The organism is Bradyrhizobium sp. CCBAU 53421 (assembly GCF_015291625.1).
Taxonomy (GTDB): Bacteria; Pseudomonadota; Alphaproteobacteria; order Rhizobiales; family Xanthobacteraceae; genus Bradyrhizobium.
In genome coordinates this window covers 3,662,389-3,681,740 of the sequence record NZ_CP030047.1, presented here as the reverse complement: position 1 = coordinate 3,681,740, position 19,352 = coordinate 3,662,389, and the positions used below count along the sequence as shown (strand labels likewise).

The window sequence follows — 19,352 nt, the reverse complement described above, 5'->3', positions numbered from 1 at the left end:
TTGTCCCTCAAGTTGATTTTGGCAGAGGTGGACACTACCACCTCCCGGCTTGTGAATTTTCTCAACAGCCCGATAGATCTCATGCGTGCTGCGGCGAGGCGATCTGCATCGGATTGATCGTTGACGCCTGGGTGACAAGCGTTCCGCCATGTCCGTCGCTCGAAGTTGCGAATGTTGACGCCATGTAGTTGCCGAGTAACGCGATGCTGGCCGCATGAGTGCCGTCAGTCACGGACAGTGAACCACCAGAAGCGGTGCCGTGAAAGCTCGGTGTCTGGATGGAGCCAAATGCAATATCGGAAAAGTCGATGCCGTCCTGTCCGGTCAGACCGGCAACCGTTCCGCTGAAACTCGCCGAGTTATCGAGCTTCAAGGTCCCGGTCGCAGCCTTGAAGGAGATGGCAGCCGAGCTGGCCGATGCGAGTTCGAGGGTTTCATCCGCGCCGATTGTAGTCGGATCGCTTACCGTGAAGCTGTTCGACCACGCGCCCCACACCGTTCCGTCGTTGGCGCGCACCCACAGGGTATCCGTTCCCGGACCAGCCACATAGGTCACTTGTGACAGCTGAGCGGCCGTCACGATATTATCCTGATTGGCACCGAGCGTTGCGCCGTTCAGCGTGAAATGACCGCCACCGCTGCCGGTGTCATACACATCGTATTGGGTCGCTGCACTGCTAAATGGATCGCTATAGGTGAATAGCGATGAAGCGGAGAAGACTTGCCCCGACGTCGTCTTGATGTTGGCTACCGTCTCGACGGGGCCGGCGTCGTTCGGAGCCGTCACCGTGAAGGTGTTCGACCAAGCTCCCCAAACCGTGCCATCGTAGGCCCGTACCTGCAAGGTGTCCGCGCCCGAGCCGGACTGATAGGTCAGCTCCGCGAGCTGAGCCGCCGTGATGGTAGCAGTTTGGTTGGCGGCGAGCGCCACGCCGTTCAACACAAAATGTCCTCCACCGGTACCTGTGTTCCAAACACGGTACTGGGTCGCAGGACTACCAAACGGGTCGCTGTAGGTAAACAACGACGAGCCGGCAAAGCTCTGACCATGGGTTGCCGTGACGTTGGCGACCGTCTCTACGGGCCCGGCGTCAGTCGGGGCTGTCACCGTGAAGTTGTTCGACCATGCGCCCCAAACCGTCCCGTCGTTGGCGCGCACCGACAGAGTGTCAGCCCCTGAACCAGATTGATAGGTCAGCTGGGAAAGTTGCGCGGCCGTGATGATGTTGCCCTGATTGGTAGGTAGCGCCGTGCCATTCAACATGAACTGACCCCCACCGGCGCCGGTGTCCCACACATCGTACTGAGTGGCCGCGCTGCCGAGTGGATCGCTATAGGTGAACAGCGATGATGGAGACAACGCCTGGCCGTGGGCTACCGTCAGATTGGCGACGGTCTCCACCGGCCCGGCGTCTGTTGGCGCCGTTACCGTGATCTTATTTGACCAGGCTCCCCATACCGTTCCGTCGTTCGCACGTACCCACAAGGTGTCGGCTCCCGATCCGGACTGATAGGTCAGCTGCGAGAGCTGCGCGGCCGTGATGATGTTGTCTTGATTGAGAGCAAGCGCAACGCCGTTCAACGCGAAATGACCGCCACCGCTGCCGGTGTCAAACACATCGTACTGAGTGGCCGCGCTGCCGAATGGATCGCTGTAGGTGAACAGTGACGAGCCCGCAAAGCTCTGACCATGCGTTGCGGTGACATTGGCGACAGTCTCCACGGGCCCCGAGTCGGTCGGTCCTGTCATCGTACCTTTACTCGACCACGCTCCCCAAACCGTTCCGTCATTGGCCCGCACCTGCAAGGTGTCTGCACCTGAACCAATTTGATAGGTCAGCTGCGAAAGTTGCGCGGCCGTAATGATGTTCTCCTGGTTGACGGGGAGCGCGACCCCATCCAGCTCGAAATGGGCGCCACCGCCGCCGGTGTCCCACACGTCGTACAGAGTAGCCGCGCTGCCAAATGGATCGCTGTATGTGAATAGCGAAGATGGTGTCATAATCTGGCCGTGAGCTACTGCGTAGCTGGAAACGAGCACCTGAGGCCCGGTATCCGTTGGCGGCGTCACCGTGAAGCTGTTCGACCACGCTCCCAAGACCGTTCCGTCATTTGCGCGCACCCATAACGTATCGGTCCCCGATCCGGACTGGTAGGTCAGCTGCGAGAGCTGGGCGGCTGTGATGACATTGCCCTGCCCCACGGGAAGCGCAACGCCGTTCAGAGTGAAATAGCCGCCACCAGTGCCATTATTGTAGACGGTGTATTGCGTCGCAGGACTGCCAAAGGGATCACTATAGGTGAAGAGTGAAGAGCCGGCAAAGCTCTGGCCGTGCGTTGCGCCGAGGTTGCCTACGGTCTCCACGGGCCCTGTGTCCGTCGGCGCCGTCACCGTGAAGCTGCTCGACCAGGCGCCCCAAGCCCATCCGTCGTTGGCCCGCACCCACAACGTATCGGCTCCCGAGCCGGACTGGTAGGTCAACTGGGATAGCTGCGCGGCCGTGATGATGTTGCCCTGATTGATCGGTAGCGCGACGCCATTCAGCATGAAGTAGCCGCCACCGGCGCCAGTATCCCAGACGCTGTATTGCGTCGCAGCGCTGCCAACCGGATCGCTGTAGCTGAACAGTGACGAGCCTGCAAAGCTCTGGCCGTGAGTTGCCGTCAGGTTGGCCACGGTCTCCACAGGTCCGCCAACCGCGGGAGAGTTCGACACCGTAACGGTGTCGTTTGACCCGCGCGATGTAATCACTGAGCTTGTGCTCAGCCTCACTGTATCGCTATTCCCGAGGGTGACAGAATCACTCGATCCTGTCAGCTGTACAATTGACCCGGCAGCTATCGTGACCACATCGTTGTTGCCGTTGATCACCACATCGCTGAGACCGCCAGCCACGGAAATGGTGGCACCACTTACGGAAATCGTGTCGCCGCTGCCGAGCACATTGATGGCGTCGCCACTGCCAGAGATGTCTATGATATCGCTTCCCGTCAACGTGACGGAGTCGCCGCTTCCGGAGACCTGGTCGTGAGCCGCACTAGTGCCGATGCCTGAGCCCAACGTGATTGAGGCATTCGAGGCAGTCGTACTCGAGTAGGAGGCTGCGTAGTTGGGATTTGGTACTGCGTCACCGGCACCGACATAGATGACGTCCCCCGTACCCGACGTTAACGTGACCTGAGTCGGGCCCACCTGGGCAATCTGATTATTGTTGCCGGAGATCGTCGCAATGCCTCCGGATTCGATGAGAATCGAAGCGTTAGACGTCGCGATCGTTGCGGTTCCATTGGAATCGTCAATCGAGTTATTGAATCCTGATACCGTGAGACTGCTATTCATTCCAGCAATGATAATATCGTTGCTGCCGTTGATGGTTGCTGCCACGCCCTTCGCCGTGGTCGCGTTCAGGTCGATGATAAACGTGCTGCTATAGCTGTAGGTGCCAGCGGTTCCGATCTGCACGGCACTGGAAGCGGGGCTAATCCAGGAAGGCGCGGTTGAGACCAGATGCGCGTCGGGATCGGACTGAGTTCGATTATCGTTGCCACCGAGATCGGTCGCATACTGTGCGAGTGCGACAACCATCGTCGCCAGATCATCGAAATTCTCCGGATTCCCGGCGGAGTTCGGCACAGTCAAGTACGCACCAAACGTCGCCATTTCCTCGGCCGTGGGCAAGCGACCGAGAGCATTCTCGAATGCGGCTGAGATATCGAAGCCCTGATAGAGGACCCCGGCCTGGCCGTTGACTGTGAACTTTACTCCGTAATTGTCTGAGTACTCCTGCGAGTCGGCGACGATATCGTAAGCCTGCTGCTCGCGATCGAAGACGCCGTTCTTGATGTACTGTCCGAAGAACTCTGTTTCAGAGTCGTCCATCGGATGACCGAGAATCGTCTGGAACAGTTCGTTCGCGATCGCAATATCCTGCTTCTCAGTCGTGATATCGATCTTGACCGTCGTCAGCGGATCGCCGTAGCCGTCGAGGAATGACCAGGTATCAATGCCGTTGGCGTCAACGCTGTGGATCGAGCTGCCATTTACCCAGCCGTAAGTTGCTGCTGCGCTTCCAGCGGTCACGTTTCGAGACCACTCATAGCTTCCATTTGAATTGGCGAATTCGACCTTGGTGTCCGTAATACCCGTCGATGTTGTTAGCGTCGAGATAAGCCCATTTGCACTCGTGGTATAAGTATTCGAGCCCGTCAGGGTTGAGGACGTCGCCGAGGTGTCGCCGTAATAGTCGTAAACAGACACCGAAGAACCGTCGGGCGCCTTGGTCGTCGTATCGATCTGCTCGTAAATGCCGTTGCCGTCATTGTCGACGTCCGTTGTCGTGACGAGGCCGTTGGCGCTCGTTGTGATCACGGTTTTCGAGCGCAAGTTGCCCAGGCTATTGCCATACCCAGTCTCGATGAGCTCGGTCTTGCTGCCATCTGCGTTCAGAGTCGTGGAATCAACCCCAATGATGTCGCCGCCAACCAATGCGGGCAGCACCGCCGTGCCATTAACGAGCTCCGCGGCGGCTAGCTTCAAATTGGCCGCCGAATCTTGCCCCGTGGTACTGAAAGCAAAGCCCTGAACCAATCCGTTTGCCGAGATCTCCGCAGCAGCCTGTCGGCCGAGCACGCCCACCCCGTCATAGTCCTGAACTGTCGTGGTTTTGCTCGCATCGGCGTTCGTCGCAACGGTCTCGACCTGCTGGAAGGCCGGTGCTCCGAACGAGCCCGTCCCGCTCAGGGTTTCCGTCGTCGAGCCGTCGGCATTTTCGACATAAGTATCTGTCTCGACGTTGTAGGCTGTGCTGAAGGTCGGCGTGTAGGTGCCGGTATCGCCAGGATCATTGCTGGTGTCGTTGATGATCGACTGGTTCAGCTGGTCATAAGCGGTTTGCCGCGTCGTCGTGGTCGTACGCCCATCATAGCTGATATTGATGGCCGTCTGCTCCAACAGAAGGGATGTCGCTGCCGGATCATAGTAGGAAGTTATCCGGGACTGCGACCCATCAAGCGCCGTCGTGCTCTGCTGAACGATGAAGGCACTGAGATCGCCTGCCAATATAGTCGATGTCGTTTGCGACAGGCGATTTGCCGATGTCACGGTTGTTATCGTATCGGTAGTCACCCCCTCAATGACATCGGCCGTCGTTTGCGTCGTCACTCCGGCGTCAGAAATGGCCGTGCTGGCGTTCGCGACAGCCACTATATTCGACGAGATGCTGGATGATAGTGCGCCCGTCAGCGCGATGATGGTTGTCTTCGCTTGGCCATTGCCAGAGGTTTGGGTCTCGACGGAACTTGTCAGAGTGGTCGTGCTATTGACAGCATCTGCATCTTCAAGATCGTTGAGCGTGCCGCCGTCGCCATTGGCGTCGTAGGTCGTCGTATTGCTTTGGATGTCGACTGTCGCTCCGACACCGTTCCGGAAAGTCGTCGTTCCAATGAGTCCATTGCCGCTGGACGTCTTGACAACGGAGCCAACCAACGCGGCGGTGGGACCGTAACTTGATGTCACGTCGATCGTCGAACCGTCGGCCTGGGTTTGAGTTGTCTCGACTTGGTCGAGACCAGAAATTGCGCCGGTCTCGTTGAGATAGCGATTGGTAACGACTGATTGCTGATCGGCGCTGGTCGTTGTAACGGTCTGCTCGAAGACCGTGCCATTCGTATTCGTATCCGTCACCGTTTCGGTGTGACTTCCGTCGCTCGCATTCAGCACGGTGTTGTCCGTGGTCACGAGATTGAAGACGGGGCTTGCCGGACCAACCAGATTGATCGGAGCACCGTTGGCATCCACTTGCGTCGTCTTCGAAAGACCGTTCGCCGAAGTGGTGGTGACCCTCTCGTCAATCAAGCCGTTCCTGTTGGCAGTGATCACGGTCTCGGTCTGGCTACCATCCGCATTGAGGACGATTGTATCGTTTGTCTGGAAATCCGTCGTCGTATCGCCGTTGACCGCGGTTGCCTTGGTCTTGCTGAGACCGTTTGCGCTGGAGGTCACCGTGGTACTCAGCAGAAGTGGTCCGCCCAAACTGGAATAATAATTGGTGGTATCTGAGATGACGCCATGGGCGTTAGGCAGTATCGTCTCGACTTGGTAGGTCGACACTGATCCGTTCGACTGGCGCGTAACCACCGTTTCCAAACCGGCTCCCGCGACGATGATTCCGGACTGGGTGGTCGTTACGTCCCGAACAACGCCGCCTGCGCTTCCCGTGTAATCTGTTACCGTCTCGGTGCGGCTACCGTCGGCATTGATCGTCTTGACGTCTGTGGTCGCTTGATCGATCACGCCGTCGCCATTCAGGTCGTGATTGACCGTCGTAGCCAAGCCGCCCGCGCTCGTGACAGTCTGCGACGACTCAATCAACCCTTGATTGTAATTATATTCAGCAGCAGTGACCGTCGAGCTCCCATCCGCATTCAGCGTCGTCGTGTTCGTCGTTTTCGTTGCGTAGTGAGCAGTCGCGTAGGGATTGGCATTGGTCGTAATCGAAAGACCATTGGCGCTGGAAGAAGTCGTGGTCGTCGCCAGCAGCGTCCCGTTCCGTGAGGTCTTGTTGACGGTCTCCGCTCGGCTGCCGTCGCCGTTGATCACCGTTGTGTCCGTGGTCTGGACATCGAATGACAGGCCACTCGATGAGTAAGCCGTCGCCGTCTGTCCTTGAACGTCGTGCTGGACAGTCCTGGTGAGCCCATCAGCCGTTGTGGTCGTAACTGTCGCTCCGAGCACATCCCCTTGTTGGTCAAAGCTGACGGTCTGGTCCTGAACAGTGCCGTTGCTCTCAATCGTGACGGTCTCAACCTGCTTGACCAGACCGGTCGTACCGAGCGTCGTTGTGGTCGTGGTGTTTTGTCGGTTTGCAGAAGAATTCTTCTGAACCGTTTGGAGGATGTGGCCCGCGCCATCGGTGGTAGTCGTCGTTTCCGTGACACTGCCGCCATTGTTGATCGTGATCAGATCGGTCGTAACCCGGTCCCATGTTCCAGAACCAGCAAGTGAATTGCTGGTGAAGGCGCTCAGGACGATGGTCTCGAGTCCACCCGACGTGACGACGATCTGCTTCTCGTCGATCTTGTAGCTGGTCGAAGCACCGTAGCCCGTAATTGTCTCTGTGGACGTTCCGCCCGACGTTACGGTGTTGTCGGTCGTGATGTGGTCGAATAATGCAGCGGAGCCGCTGGTCAGACCCGTGTTGTCGCTCTCGCTGGTTTTGGCCAATCCACCACTGGTCGTTATCGTAACGGCCTCAGTGTTCATTGAGCCGTCGCCGTTCAGACTCTCCAAAGTATCCGTGGTCGTCCCACCGCTGACGGTTACCGCTTCATACTGAGAGACTTTTCCGTCACCCGTGGCATAAGTGGTGACCGTTTTGGCGGCGCTGCCGAGTGCCGTCGACGTAATGCTCTCGGACTGCAGGGTGCCATCGGCGCTCTTATTGACGACGGTCGTCGTTTGCGTCGGACCGGCGTTAGAAATTGTCGTGATCTCTGTGCCACTGACCACGAAGGCGCCATTGTCAAGGATCGACGAAGTAGCAGAGGTAACGAGCCCGCCGCTGCTTTGTGGCGTCTCCGTCGTAATCGTCTGATCGAGCAAAGCGCCATTCGCACTACTGTCGCTCTGGGTTATCGTCGAACCACTGGAACTCGTCACGGTTTGCGCGACGCTTGTTCGATCGAGTGTGACACCGTCAGTGAGATCACTCGCCGTGGTACGGGTCACTGTGTTGGACGTCGTGACCGTCACGATCTGGACGGAACTCGTGACGGTCGTGCCGGCGGAGGCGACGATGGTTTCAGTACGGGTGCCGCCGGAGCCGACAACAGTCGAATCGACGGTGGTGGTTGAGAGAGCGCTATTGCCGTCGATCAGGTCGGTGACCGTGCGAGTGAATCCGCCGTTGGTGACGGACGTCGAGGTGACGTCGCTCACCGAACCGTCGGGATTAAGGTTGGACACGACGTAGGATGCGGGTCCCCCAGTGCTGGTCGTGGAATCGACCTCCTGCTGGGTCGTCCAGCCGCCGCCCAATTGATCCCGCAAGATCGTGACGGTGGTGCCGCCCGAGGTTACCGTCGTCGTCGTGGTGGTCGAGTTCAGCTTTTCGGAGCCGGACGTGCCGGCGCCGGTCAACTCGCCGGTGGACGTAATCGTGCCCGCCGAGTAGTTGGTCACGGTTTCAGTCGTTACGCCGTTGGTCGATGCGACTGTATTGTCGACTTGGAGCGTTACCACCACGCCGCCGTTGTTGACGGTTGTCAACACCTTGTCCGTGGCCGTTGTCGTGACCCCGCTGCTCGTGCTCGACGAAATCAACGTATTGAGAATGCGCTGATGATCAAGGCTGCCGTCGGTATTGCTGGCGCTATTGTCGATTGTTGTCGATCCATCGGCGTTGCTGGTCGTTGTCGTGGTGACGACATAGCCGCTGGTGTCGGCAGCAAGAGACACTGTCGCAGCCGCCCGCGTGGTACCGCTGCTCGTCGTGTACGTGGTCTCACCGGTGATAGCGGAACCGTCGGGGAGGGAGACGCTGGACGCATCTGCGTTCAGGTTGATCGAGGTGATACCCAGGCTTGCCAGTGATTGCACGGACTGCGTGCCATCAGCGTTCGTCACTGTCACAAAGAACTTGCCGAAGTTCGTATCGCCCGAATCCAACGAGCCGTCGTGATTGGTATCGAACACATCGAGCAGCGCCTGCATGTCGCTCGTGGCACTCGGATCCCAATCCGTAAAGATAACCTGGTTCGCCTGCGTGAGTTGCCCAGCGCCTGTCGGATCGTAGAACAGAACGCCGCTACCAGCACCGGCCCATGCCGTCTGGTTCTCAATCCCGCTTCCCGTTACGTCGAAGAACATGTTCGACGACGATAGCTGGGTGATGTTGACGCCCTTGCCTGAAAGGTCAAGGACAACGGGGCCGAAGCTGAAATCATCACCGAAGCCGCCGTAACTGAACGAAGCGTTGCTGTATGTATTGATAACATCGCTGACGGTGCTGCCAGACTGACTGCCCACACTTCCAGTATCGCTGGACGCAGTTGTGACGCTCACGGACTCCTGGAGGGCATTAAAATCCTGACTGACGTAGTCGTTTGCAGTGGTTGTTGTTACAGCGGTTTGCGTTGTGGCGTTTGAAGACTGGGTCGTGCTTAGGTTGTCGAGCCCTCGCGCTCCGATATTGGAGAGCAACTGCGTATTCGTCTCCGTCGCCAGTATTGGAGAAGCTGGCAGAGCAAGATTGATCCCATAAGTCATCGCCGAAGTATCGGCTGACCAATTCTGGCCCAGAGCATTGAAGTCAGCTGCGACCGGTGACGTGCCAGACTCTAGCGTCACTGAGCCGGCGCTTGATCCATCGATACCATTTGCGGAGGGCGGGTTCACCGTGCTTTCCAAAAAGCTGACATCCGTCGCGCGCAGGGCGCTTTGCTGGAAGTCGTCGGTGAGTGCCGTCGGCGAAAGGGAGGGCGGGAGTTCATTTAGCGACAGCTGTTGTGCCGCGACCGACTGATCAAGATAGGGAACTGGTGCAGTCCATCGCCCGCTGGAATCAGTAAGGCCGTTCGCGACTTCCGATGATAGTACGTTAGCCGCGGTATTTGACGCAGGCATGCCCAACACCTGATCAGCGGCGAGCGTTTGAGAGAAATATGGTGTCGACCCGATCGGCCCACCGGGTTGAGTTCCTACATCTCCGCCTTGAACATTATTGCTCGGAGTCTTCGGTTCGATTGCTCCGAGAACTTGTACACCATTTCCCCAGTAAATCGGCCGTCCGGTTGAGGGGTCCACCGTCGTACCATTCGTGGAAAATGATGCGACGGCAGGACCGGTTGAGGTCTGTGAACCGAAGAAATGGCCTACTCCAGTGTCGGGGTCATAGTCTTGGACGATGCCCATGTGCCCCTTGAACATTAAGATATCTCCGGTCTGGAGATCCGAGAGATTGACCGTCGAGTAGTAAGGTGCAGCGGGCGGATTTAGTGTGCCGGGAGATGTCATAATTTGAGACGTGGCCAGATACTTGATGTCATAGCCCGCCGCTTGGAGCGATTGCTGAACCAGATTGGAGCAATCAATACCAAGGCCATATCCGCTTGCGGCGTTGACATAGACTGTCCCATTCCCGTGCGGGGACAGATACACGTAATTTCCACCGCCAAACTGGGATTGCGCTGCGCTCAATATGTTTGCGTCGGCCATAGTTGTCCTCAATGCTTCCTAATCTCGATATTGATGCGTTGATAAGCCGGACCATTTCTCGAGCTTGCAGAGAAGCGGAGCACCTCGCCCGCCGCATCGATCACCGTTAATCCGTCGAGCCCACCTGAGACATCCAGCATTCTACCGAAGCCCTCAATCTGAGTTGGCTCTCGAACATAGGTTCCGTTTCTTTGATCACTCGCCGCATAAATTGTTGAACCCGGAGCAACGCCAATTATCGAGATGCGCCCCTTCGTATCCAAAAAAGCGTCATAGAACGTCGAGATGCTAGCTTTGCTTATGTCTTTCAAACCGGAAACAAGAGAGGGATTTTGTGTTCCAAAGCGCGCTCTCCCGCTTTTGGTTGATAGGTTGATCTCGCCCCAACTCCAGATTCCCCCGTTGATGTCCGACACATAAGTTTGAACACCAGCCCAAACGGCGACGGCAGGAGGCATATTGGAGATTCTTGTTAAACTCGACCCATCCGCAGCCTGCGTGGATTCGCCAACCCCCAACACAGATCGATGGTTGACGCCTCCCCAGCTCCAGACCTGACCCTTGCGATCAATCGCAACTGAGTGAAACTGTCCGGCTGAAATGGAAGCGATGGGCTCCGGGAGGAGCAGCTTGATCGGGCTCTTGAAGGTCTTATGTTCGCTGGGATTGGGCGAGTGACGACCAGTAATTTGACCGTCCAGATCTTCGCCTAGTCCCCATACCGATCCATCTCTGAGCAAAATCAGACCATAACTGGCTACTTTCGAAATCGAGATGGCGTCCTGGACTCCGGCAATTTCCACAGCAGGCGCGATATCGCAGATCGGTTGTTCTGCAACAGTACAGCGATATTCCCATGAAAAGACCCTTCCGTCCTTTCGTAGGGCCCAACCAGGATTTGCTCCCGAAATCGCGATGATATCGTGAAGCCCTTCCACCAGCACGGGCTGGTCCAGATTGTTGGCGTCACGGAAGGAAATTACCGATCCGTCATTCCGGAGTATCACCCAGCCTCCGGCGGCAACAGCCGTCGCACGGACCTCTCCAGTCTCGGCCGAACCCGCACGCGTCGACGCGGATGCGAAGAGTATCGGGGCCAGCACAGCAACAAGCACGCGAAAGATCCATCGCACAGAAGGTGCCTGTATTGCGAACTCAGCACCGCTGCAGATTTTGAAAAGACTAATCAAGACGCCTCACCTTTCCATCCAGCTGCTGCGGCGACTTCTTCCGAAGCGACGAAAGATCGAGCAGGAAGAGCAGCCACGCCGGACAACCGGGTTCTACGAATGTCCTTCGATTGCCTGCCGAAGGGGTGGGCTGCCGGGTCATAGCCCCTTACAACAGCGTCACAACTACAGCCTATGGTTCGCGGCACGAAGCTGCGGCCATTGAACGCTCATGCGAGAATTTCATATTAAACTCGCTTGCTGGCCGCAGCGATGCCGATAACCGGCCCGCAAGCGACTCGCATCAACATCAGCGATGTGAAGGAGAGAATATGAATATTCTTGAGAAGTCCCGCCCCGGCGCAGATCATTTCAAAAGTGTCAATATTTGAACCAAGCTCCCCCAACCTCTGCTCCTGACCGCGTCATATTGTCACGGAGAGCATACGCTGACAAGTTGTAAGTCAGATAACAATCGCGTGTGGCTTGGCGCGTTCGCAAGAACCAGATTCCAGACGATCGCGGGAAGCGCGAGGACCGCGTTCGAAGCGAGCATGCACTCTGCGTCGGATAGACACGCAGCCCAGCGAAGCGACTGCATAACAAGTTGAGTTGCATCGTTGGCGGATGAATCCACTCGCCGCGAGCGACCTGAGCTTTGATGCAGCGGCTCCCTCCGGTGCCGACGAACTTTTCCATGTCGCCGACCGCACACCACATGCAAAGTTGGCAGCGAACCAGATGGCCAAGGCCTCGTGGCACCGTTGTTCCGCTGCATCATTCTGCGCCCAATCTTGGTCCAGAGAGCCGCTCTGGCCTCGCTTCCTGATGTTGCAAGCGGCTCATGGCGATTCCTTTCTATTTCAAGCCCTACAGCGGAGTAGGGACAGCACCGGCGCGCGTTAACCGCCTTGGAGTGGAGCGGAACGAAGGGCGGCCTCCGTCTATTGGCGCAACCGCCTCTTCGTTGAGGCGATTGACGGTCTTCACGTTGACGATGGCCCTAGAACGGCCCTATTCAAGACCCGCCGGGGCCTTCGCGAAAGAAAACATTGGCGACTTGCCGGCATTCGATTTGAGGTCGACGCGGCGGACGTTTTCATCTGGAAGATCAAGAAGACACGCATATCGCGACCAACCGTATTCGTAGCCATTGCGACGCTTTGCCAACGCTTCCAGCGGCACACTCACGCAGAGAGGGATATCCAATGATCTTCGGCAATGGAGATCCTCATGGCTTACCCGATTTCAGAACGTGAATGGCGGGGGTGCCGGTCGAGCTCGCCGGGCCCACGACTTCACCCGATGCATCGAGCAGCTCGAGAAGAGCGACGTTTCGGATCGAAAGAACGATAGTTGTATCCTGCGGACTGGTACCCTGGCGTGCGCAAGATCCGCCGGAGAAGAGCGGCCGAACGCAGGATTCATGTGTCGAAGCGTCCGTCATTGCAAAAAACGAGATCAGAACGTTCGTTAAGTTCAGCATCCTCGTGAACGCTGATTCCGCATGGCGAGTTCGCGCATCAGGATGATTGAGAGACATTGATGACGGAAGGTGGTGGCAGGCCGCGAAGGGCCGCTGACTCTGAAGACGGCGTGGTATCCCAGGACTGTTTAGCGGTCGCAAGGACCGGCGCTCACGTGAATCAGCCTCACACAGGAATTAGCCGCGGGCTCGCCGGATCGATTGTCGCTTGGTTGCACAGCCGAGCCCTGGCCGGGCGTCGCAAATTCGAGAGCTATCCGCTACGGCCTTGGTTGCGAGACGACATAGGCTTGACCCAAGAAGTCCGGCAGTCAGCGGCTGACCGAATTGTCGAGATGAGACGAAGGCATGGAGGATGGCTTTAGCTGCGTCAGCTGCGTCCTGGAATTTGTCTCCCGTTTTCAGGACACTTGCCCGTCCGGGCTGCCCAATTTCAATACGGGATCATAGGTCACCCGTCCCTTCCTCCTCCGCGTGTACATTCCAGGGGTGACGGCTGGCCGTTGCAAATGATTACTCACATGGCTGCGCGGAAATCAGCCGTGGTCTTCCGGGCGCAGAATCAACAATGAACAAACTTAAGATCGAGCAGTACTGACGAAGAGTTCGATCGTTTTTTCCGTCGGGGTGAACGACGTCACATCCACTTGTTCGACTCCGGATATATTTGAACTACTGCACTGGATCACATTGGAGATTGGGCAATGACACTCGCGCAGCAGGTTAGGTTCCCGACAACTCAACGTGACGGCCCGCGCCAGGATGCACCAATCGTGCTCGGCTACGTGGCCTTCGCGATCATGCTCATGATCATAGTTTACCTTGACGCTCTGTCGCCGGGAACGATATCTACCGATCTCGCAACGATGACAGTGTTTCCATAGTACGTTCCGTACGAAGCCCGGCTGGCAGCAGAGTGCTGCTGACGGACGCCGACGATGCACTCATCCGGAATTGAACATCAACAGTCCACAAATCCATTTTCAGTTCGATGCGACGGATCGCGATTTCGAGGCGTTCAAGAATACGGGACGCGGTTTGTAAGGCCTCGGGAAGTCTCGCTGGGGGCCGTTTTTGCAGTCAACTCGTACTTCTTCTACGCATTTTTAGACGCTCTCCGACGGTTTTAAGGACCCCAGCCGTGTTGCCCGATCGAAATGATATTCACGGCGATGACTTGGCCGAGATCTGGCGGCACGCGCAACACCGCCGCTCCGATGATGCCGCTGTCTGGTTCACCAACGCATTCAAAGCACGGCGGCATCTCAACGCCGGGACTCAGCTCCGCACCTTCGCGCGTAGCATCAAGCGCCTGCTTCTTGCAAAGGCCGAGCGGGCTCCTCATCACGCCGCCAAGAGAGGGCCAAATGCGACTTGAGATAATCCTGGCGGTCTTCGGGCTATGCGGGATCGCTGCAGGTTTTTTTGCGGGATTGTTCGGCATCGGCGGTGGACTGATCATGGTGCCGGTGCTGGTGTACGCATTCAAGGCCACGGGGGCAGGCCCGCAGCACACGGTTGCAATGGCGCTCGGCACGTCGATGGCAGCGATCGTGTTTTCGGCGGCGCAAAGCGCGTACAGCCATTATTGTCGCGGCAGCACCTCTATCGATACCATCCGACGGGCCGCGCCTTGGGTGATGGTCGGCGTCGCACTCGGCAGTGCCGTCGCGGCCGAAGCCCCCGCCATTCCGCTGCTGACATTCGTGGCATGCTTCCAGCTGTTTGCGGCGGCCTTGATGGTGACTGATGTATCGAAGCTGAGCACGCTGCAAACGGTGGCGAGGCGCGGGCCCTCACTGAGGGTGTTTAGCCTAGCTTTCGGCGGCATTGCGGCTCTCGCGGGGATTGGGGGTGGAACGCTGTTCACCCCGTATTTCAAGGCTGCCGGCATGGAGCCAAAACTCGCGATCGGTACATCGGCTGCGATCGGACTGCCTGTCAGTCTTGCCGGCGCCCTCACCTACGCCTGGGAGGGTCGCAATGTGCCGCTGGGTCACTGGATGCTCGGCTACATCAATCTGCCCGCGTTGGCGGCACTCGTTGCGGGAACGCTGCTGACAGTCCGGCTTGGCGTGGCGGTTGCGCATTGGCTGCCTTCGCGCGCTCTGGCGTCGTTGTTCGCGCTGTTTCTGGTCTTCAACGGGATGCATCTCCTGTACTCGGCCTTGCGGTGAGAGCCGCGGCTCGAGGCTACAGCCACAGGCAAATGTTCGGGGGATGCATGAATAACATCATTCTGCTCTTTTCTTGCCTGCTGCTCGGGGTGGCCCTCCGCGCCGCCAAGAAAGTCCCCGAGAACGGCCATTTGGCTCTCAATGCATTCATCATTCACATATCGTTGCCGGCCCTAATCATTCTGCAGATCCACAACGTCAGACTGCACGCGTCTTTGCTGCTCAGCATCGCGATGCCATGGCTGATGTTTGGCCTCGGCGTTTGGTTCTTCCGGGCGCTGTCAACCCGCTTGAAGTTCTCGCGGGAGACGACAGGGGCGCTGATGCTTTCGGGTGGGCTCGCCAACACGTCTTTCGTCGGCTTGCCGATGATCGAAGCGTTCTTCGGCGCCTCCGACATGGCAACTGGCATTCTGATCGACCAACTCGGCACATATCTGGTGCTAAGCACGCTGGGCATTTCGGTCGCAACGATCTATTCGACGGGCTCGGATTCAAAGGCTGAGATCGTCAAGCGGATTATCTGCTTCCCGCCGCTGATCGCTTTGACCGTCGCTTTTTCTCTTATGCCGTTTGAGTTTCCCAGCTGGCTTGGCGACGCATTGAAGCGTTTCGGTGACACGCTCGCGCCGCTGGCGCTGGTCTCGGTCGGGCTGCAACTCAGGTTCGACCAAGCTGGCGGACTTAGGACCGCATTGGCGACTGGCCTTGGCTTCAAGCTGATTCTTGCGCCGGCCGTCCTTGCGCTGGTGTATCTGGGCGTTCTGGGCACGCTGGAAGAAACGACGCGAGTGACACTGTTCGAGGCGGCAATGGGTCCGCAAATTGGCGGCGCGATTGTCGCCGTGCAGCATGGCCTCAACCCACCTTTGGTGTCTCTGATGGTCGGTCTCGGCATATCCCTCTCTTTCTTGACTTTGCCGCTATGGTCGTACGTTTTGCACCAACTTTGACATACGAACGGCCATCCGCATTCGACCACCAGGGAAATCCCGCAAACCGCGCGGACTTTTGCTTCTCTCTGGCCTGCAAAGATCCACGACGTGTGATCCAGCTAGCGGTGGCGACGAGGCCCGAGACTCTAACTGCCGCTGTATGAAAATTCAGTGGCAGGTCAGGAGCACCATGCGCTGCGCAGATGAGACCTTGACCTGACGCCTGCGCACCCCCACCCTCAGTCAGCCAAGCCCCGTCACTGAATAGATCTCGTCTTGGGAAGATCACCATGCAAAATACGCCGCTTGATCCCGATATCAACGATGCAGCGCCGACGAGTTCGATCCTGACGCCCTACGACCAAGAACACGCCGTCACCTATATGCGCCTTCTGGACGCAGATGCTGCAGGCGCCGACTGGAGAGAAGTCGCGAAGATCGTGTTGCACATCGATCCCGAACATGAACCGCAGCGTGCGCGCGGCGCATACGAGAGCCATCTCGATCGTGCCAAGTGGGCGGCTCGCCATGGCTATCAGCAGCTGTTGCGGAGCGGCCGGCCAAGTTGGAACTGAGCGAGTATATTGCGCGGCAATCTGGGTGCGAAAGACCGCGGCGAACAACAGCAGGGCAAGTGGTGCCGCTGCGTTATGGTGATTGCCGCGTCGCATTGTTCGCGATCGCCGCGCAAACAAGCTTTGTACGGAACGGACGAGCAAGCACGAACCTTCGGCAAGCATTCTAATCGCGTCACGACGGTACGTTTCGTACGCGCGCGCCTGTGACGCATTGCCAATTTTGTTGTCTCAAACCACCAGCCGTCTTGCCGCGCGTCGCGGCGAGCCGCAGAGACTCGCTAGTGTCCTTCCAATCCGAAGTTCGCTAACGTGCCTACCGTAGAATGAAGCGAACTTCGGATTCTAGCCACCAGCGCACTGGTATCCAACCATGGCACTCGCACCGCTGATCGCCTACGCCCATGTCGGGAAGAACTTTGCCACGGGTCATGGCGCCGAACGCGTCACGGCCGTCGACGATGTCTCGCTCGATATTGCCGCGACGGAATTCCTGGCGATCGTCGGGGCCTCCGGCTCCGGAAAATCCACCTTGCTGCGGCTCGCCAACCGCCTGCTCGACCCCGACAGCGGCCGCGTCATGGTGGAGGGCGAGGACGTGCGCGACCTCGATCCGGTGCGCTTGCGCCGGCGCATCGGCTACGTGTTCCAAAGTGGCGGGCTATTTCCGCATATGTGCGTCGCCGACAACATCGCCGCCACGCCGAGACTACTCGGCTGGCCCGCCACCGAGATCGCCGCGCGGGTCGATGAGCTCCTCGACCTGATGCGGCTCGATCGCTCCCTCCATCGCGATCGCCTTCCGCATGAACTGTCCGGCGGGCAGCAGCAACGTGTAGGCGTGGCGCGGGCGCTCGCCGCGCGTCCCCGTATCATGCTGATGGACGAACCCTTCGGCGCGCTCGATCCGCTGACCCGCGACACCCTCGGTGAAGAGTACCGCGCCCTCCATCGCAGGCTCGACCTGACCACGGTAATGGTCACCCACGACATGACGGCGGCCTTGCTGCTTGCCGATCGCATCGCGGTGATGCGGGCCGGACGGGTTGTGGCGCAAGGCCGGCCAGCTGAGCTGTCAAACAACAGTGACCCGTATGTGGCGGAGCTCTTGCGCACGCCCAGGCGCCAGGCCGAGCGCCTGAACGTCCTGCTCTCGGGAGCAAGCGCAGGATGAGTTTCCTGTCCGACCCTCGCTGGCGCGACGCGGCGGCGCACCTGCCGGACTATCTCGGCAGCCATGTTCACGTCAGCCTGGCTGCGCTGGCGCTCGGGCTCGTGATCAGCCTGCCGCTCGCGATCCTCACCCGCAATCATGCAATGATCCGCGGCATCCTGCTGGGTCTCGCCAGCGTCGTCCAGACCGTGCCGGGGCTGGCGCTGCTCGCGCTGTTCTACCCGCTTCTGCTCGCCATTGCCTCGTTAACGCTTCGCTGGCTCGGCTTCGAATTTTCCGCGTTCGGATTTTTGCCCGCCATGCTGGCGCTCGCGCTCTATTCGATGCTACCGGTGCTGCGCAACACCATCACCGGCCTGAACGGCGTCGATCCCGCGTTGCTTGAGGCGGCGCAAGGAGTAGGCATGACGCCACGGCAATCGCTGTTCACGGTGGAATTGCCGTTGGCGCTGCCGGTAATCATGGCCGGGATCCGCACCTCGGCGGTGTGGGTGATCGGGACCGCGACATTGTCGACGCCGATCGGGCAGACCAGCCTCGGCAATTATATCTTCGCCGGATTACAGACTCAGAACTGGGTGCTCGTGCTGTTCGGCTGCGTCGCCTCGGCGCTGCTGGCGCTCGCGGTCGATCAATTTTTAACGCTCATCGAGCGCGGATTGCGTGAGCGCAAGCGCCTCCACACCATGCTCGGCAGCGTCGGAATCGCTGCACTGGTCGCGGCCACGCTGATCCCTTCGATGGCACGAGCACCGTCAACCTACCTCGTCGGCGCCAAAACGTTTGCCGAGCAATATGTGCTCTCCGCGCTGATCGAGCAGCGGATGCAGGCGGCAGGATTGCAGGCCTCGACGCGCGAAGGCCTCGGCTCCAGCGTGATTTTCCAAGCGCTCGCGGCCAACAACATCGACGTCTATGTGGATTATTCCGGCACGCTGTGGGTGAACCAGTTTCACCGCACCGATTTGCCGCCGCGCGAAGCATTGCTCGCCGAGTTGAAGGAGATCCTGGCAAAGCAGGACATCACCCTGCTCGGCGCGCTCGGTTTCGAGAACGCCTATGCGCTGGTGATGCCGCGGCAGCGCGCCGATGCACTGGGTATTCATTCGATCACTGACCTGGCGGCACACGCGCCGACGCTGTCGATTGCGGGCGACTACGAGTTCTTTTCGCGCCCCGAATGGGTCGCCCTGCAAAAGGCTTACGACCTCTCATTCCGTACGCAACGACAGATGCAGCCGGATTTCATGTATGCGGCAGTAGCTAGCGGCGACGTCGACGTCATCGCGGGCTATACCAGCGAGGGGCGGATCAAGGAATACGACCTGGTGACGCTGCCCGATCCCAAGCACGCGATCCCGCCCTATGATGCGGTCCTGCTGCTGGCGCCACGGCGCGCGCATGATGCGGCGTTGCAGGAGTCGCTAAAGCCGCTGCTTGGCCGGATCGACATCGCGACGATGCGCGAAGCCAATTTGCGCGCCAGTGGCAGCAATGCGAAATCCTCGCCTGCCGCGGTGACGCGTTGGCTGTGGCAGAGGATCGGCGGAAAGTAGGTGCAGGCCCAGAGTGTTTAAAATGGTTGTGCCCTAAGAGCAGAAACGAGTCGGTTTAAGCCAATAG

At 58.6% G+C, this 19,352-nt stretch carries 9 protein-coding genes; 5 read left to right on the top strand and 4 right to left on the bottom strand.

All coding sequences use genetic code 11. The features are described 5' to 3' along the window. Positions 1 to 79: 79 nt before the first annotated feature. From XH92_RS17310 to XH92_RS17295, 4 genes are all read right to left on the bottom strand, one after another. Positions 80 to 10,213, bottom strand: coding sequence for a hypothetical protein (locus XH92_RS17310; protein WP_194460279.1), 10,134 nt, complete (start codon positions 10,211 to 10,213; stop codon positions 80 to 82). An 8-nt stretch (positions 10,214 to 10,221) separates the two neighbouring features. Next, the gene (locus XH92_RS17305) at positions 10,222 to 11,328 is read right to left on the bottom strand and encodes a hypothetical protein (RefSeq protein WP_210345560.1); all 1,107 of its coding nucleotides are present in this window, start codon (positions 11,326 to 11,328) and stop codon (positions 10,222 to 10,224) included. A gap of 1,068 nt (positions 11,329 to 12,396) precedes the next feature. Beyond that, a complete protein-coding gene (locus XH92_RS17300; RefSeq protein ID WP_194460277.1) occupies positions 12,397 to 12,573 on the bottom strand; it encodes a hypothetical protein in 177 nt (58 codons plus the stop codon). A 1,421-nt stretch (positions 12,574 to 13,994) separates the two neighbouring features. Then, entirely contained in the window at positions 13,995 to 14,213 is a 219-nt protein-coding gene (locus XH92_RS17295) for a hypothetical protein (RefSeq protein WP_194460276.1), read from the bottom strand. Positions 14,214 to 14,235: 22 nt separating this feature from the next. Between XH92_RS17295 and XH92_RS17290 the strand changes: the two genes are divergently transcribed. From XH92_RS17290 to XH92_RS17270, 5 genes are all read left to right on the top strand, one after another. Then, a complete protein-coding gene (locus tag XH92_RS17290) occupies positions 14,236 to 15,045 on the top strand; it encodes a sulfite exporter TauE/SafE family protein (RefSeq protein WP_194460275.1) in 810 nt (269 codons plus the stop codon). Between the two features lie 47 nt (positions 15,046 to 15,092). Further along, positions 15,093 to 15,998 (top strand): AEC family transporter, encoded by a 906-nt coding sequence (locus XH92_RS17285; RefSeq protein ID WP_194460274.1) that lies wholly within the window; start codon positions 15,093 to 15,095, stop codon positions 15,996 to 15,998. Positions 15,999 to 16,270: 272 nt separating this feature from the next. Further along, complete coding sequence (locus XH92_RS17280; RefSeq protein WP_194460273.1) at positions 16,271 to 16,555, top strand: DNA -binding domain-containing protein; 285 nt, start codon at positions 16,271 to 16,273, stop codon at positions 16,553 to 16,555. Positions 16,556 to 16,928: 373 nt separating this feature from the next. Further along, positions 16,929 to 17,729: an ATP-binding cassette domain-containing protein gene (locus XH92_RS17275; protein WP_194460272.1), complete on the top strand. Its 801-nt coding sequence runs from the start codon at positions 16,929 to 16,931 to the stop codon at positions 17,727 to 17,729. Continuing rightward, on the top strand, positions 17,726 to 19,285 hold the full coding sequence (locus XH92_RS17270) for an ABC transporter permease/substrate-binding protein (RefSeq protein WP_194460271.1): 1,560 nt from the start codon (positions 17,726 to 17,728) through the stop codon (positions 19,283 to 19,285). Before XH92_RS17275 ends, XH92_RS17270 begins: the two co-directional genes overlap by 4 nt. Positions 19,286 to 19,352 lie beyond the last annotated feature (67 nt).

What these genes read in the sequence shown, in the direction of transcription:
- XH92_RS17310 (WP_194460279.1), bottom strand. Translation starts at nt 10,213, where the DNA reads ATGGCCGACGCAAACATATTGAGCGCAGCGCAATCCCAGTTTGGCGGT.
- XH92_RS17295 (WP_194460276.1), bottom strand. Translation starts at nt 14,213, where the DNA reads ATGAGGAGCCCGCTCGGCCTTTGCAAGAAGCAGGCGCTTGATGCTACG.
- XH92_RS17290 (WP_194460275.1), top strand. Translation starts at nt 14,236, where the DNA reads ATGCGACTTGAGATAATCCTGGCGGTCTTCGGGCTATGCGGGATCGCT.
- XH92_RS17285 (WP_194460274.1), top strand. Translation starts at nt 15,093, where the DNA reads ATGAATAACATCATTCTGCTCTTTTCTTGCCTGCTGCTCGGGGTGGCC.
- XH92_RS17280 (WP_194460273.1), top strand. Translation starts at nt 16,271, where the DNA reads ATGCAAAATACGCCGCTTGATCCCGATATCAACGATGCAGCGCCGACG.
- XH92_RS17275 (WP_194460272.1), top strand. Translation starts at nt 16,929, where the DNA reads ATGGCACTCGCACCGCTGATCGCCTACGCCCATGTCGGGAAGAACTTT.
- XH92_RS17270 (WP_194460271.1), top strand. Translation starts at nt 17,726, where the DNA reads ATGAGTTTCCTGTCCGACCCTCGCTGGCGCGACGCGGCGGCGCACCTG.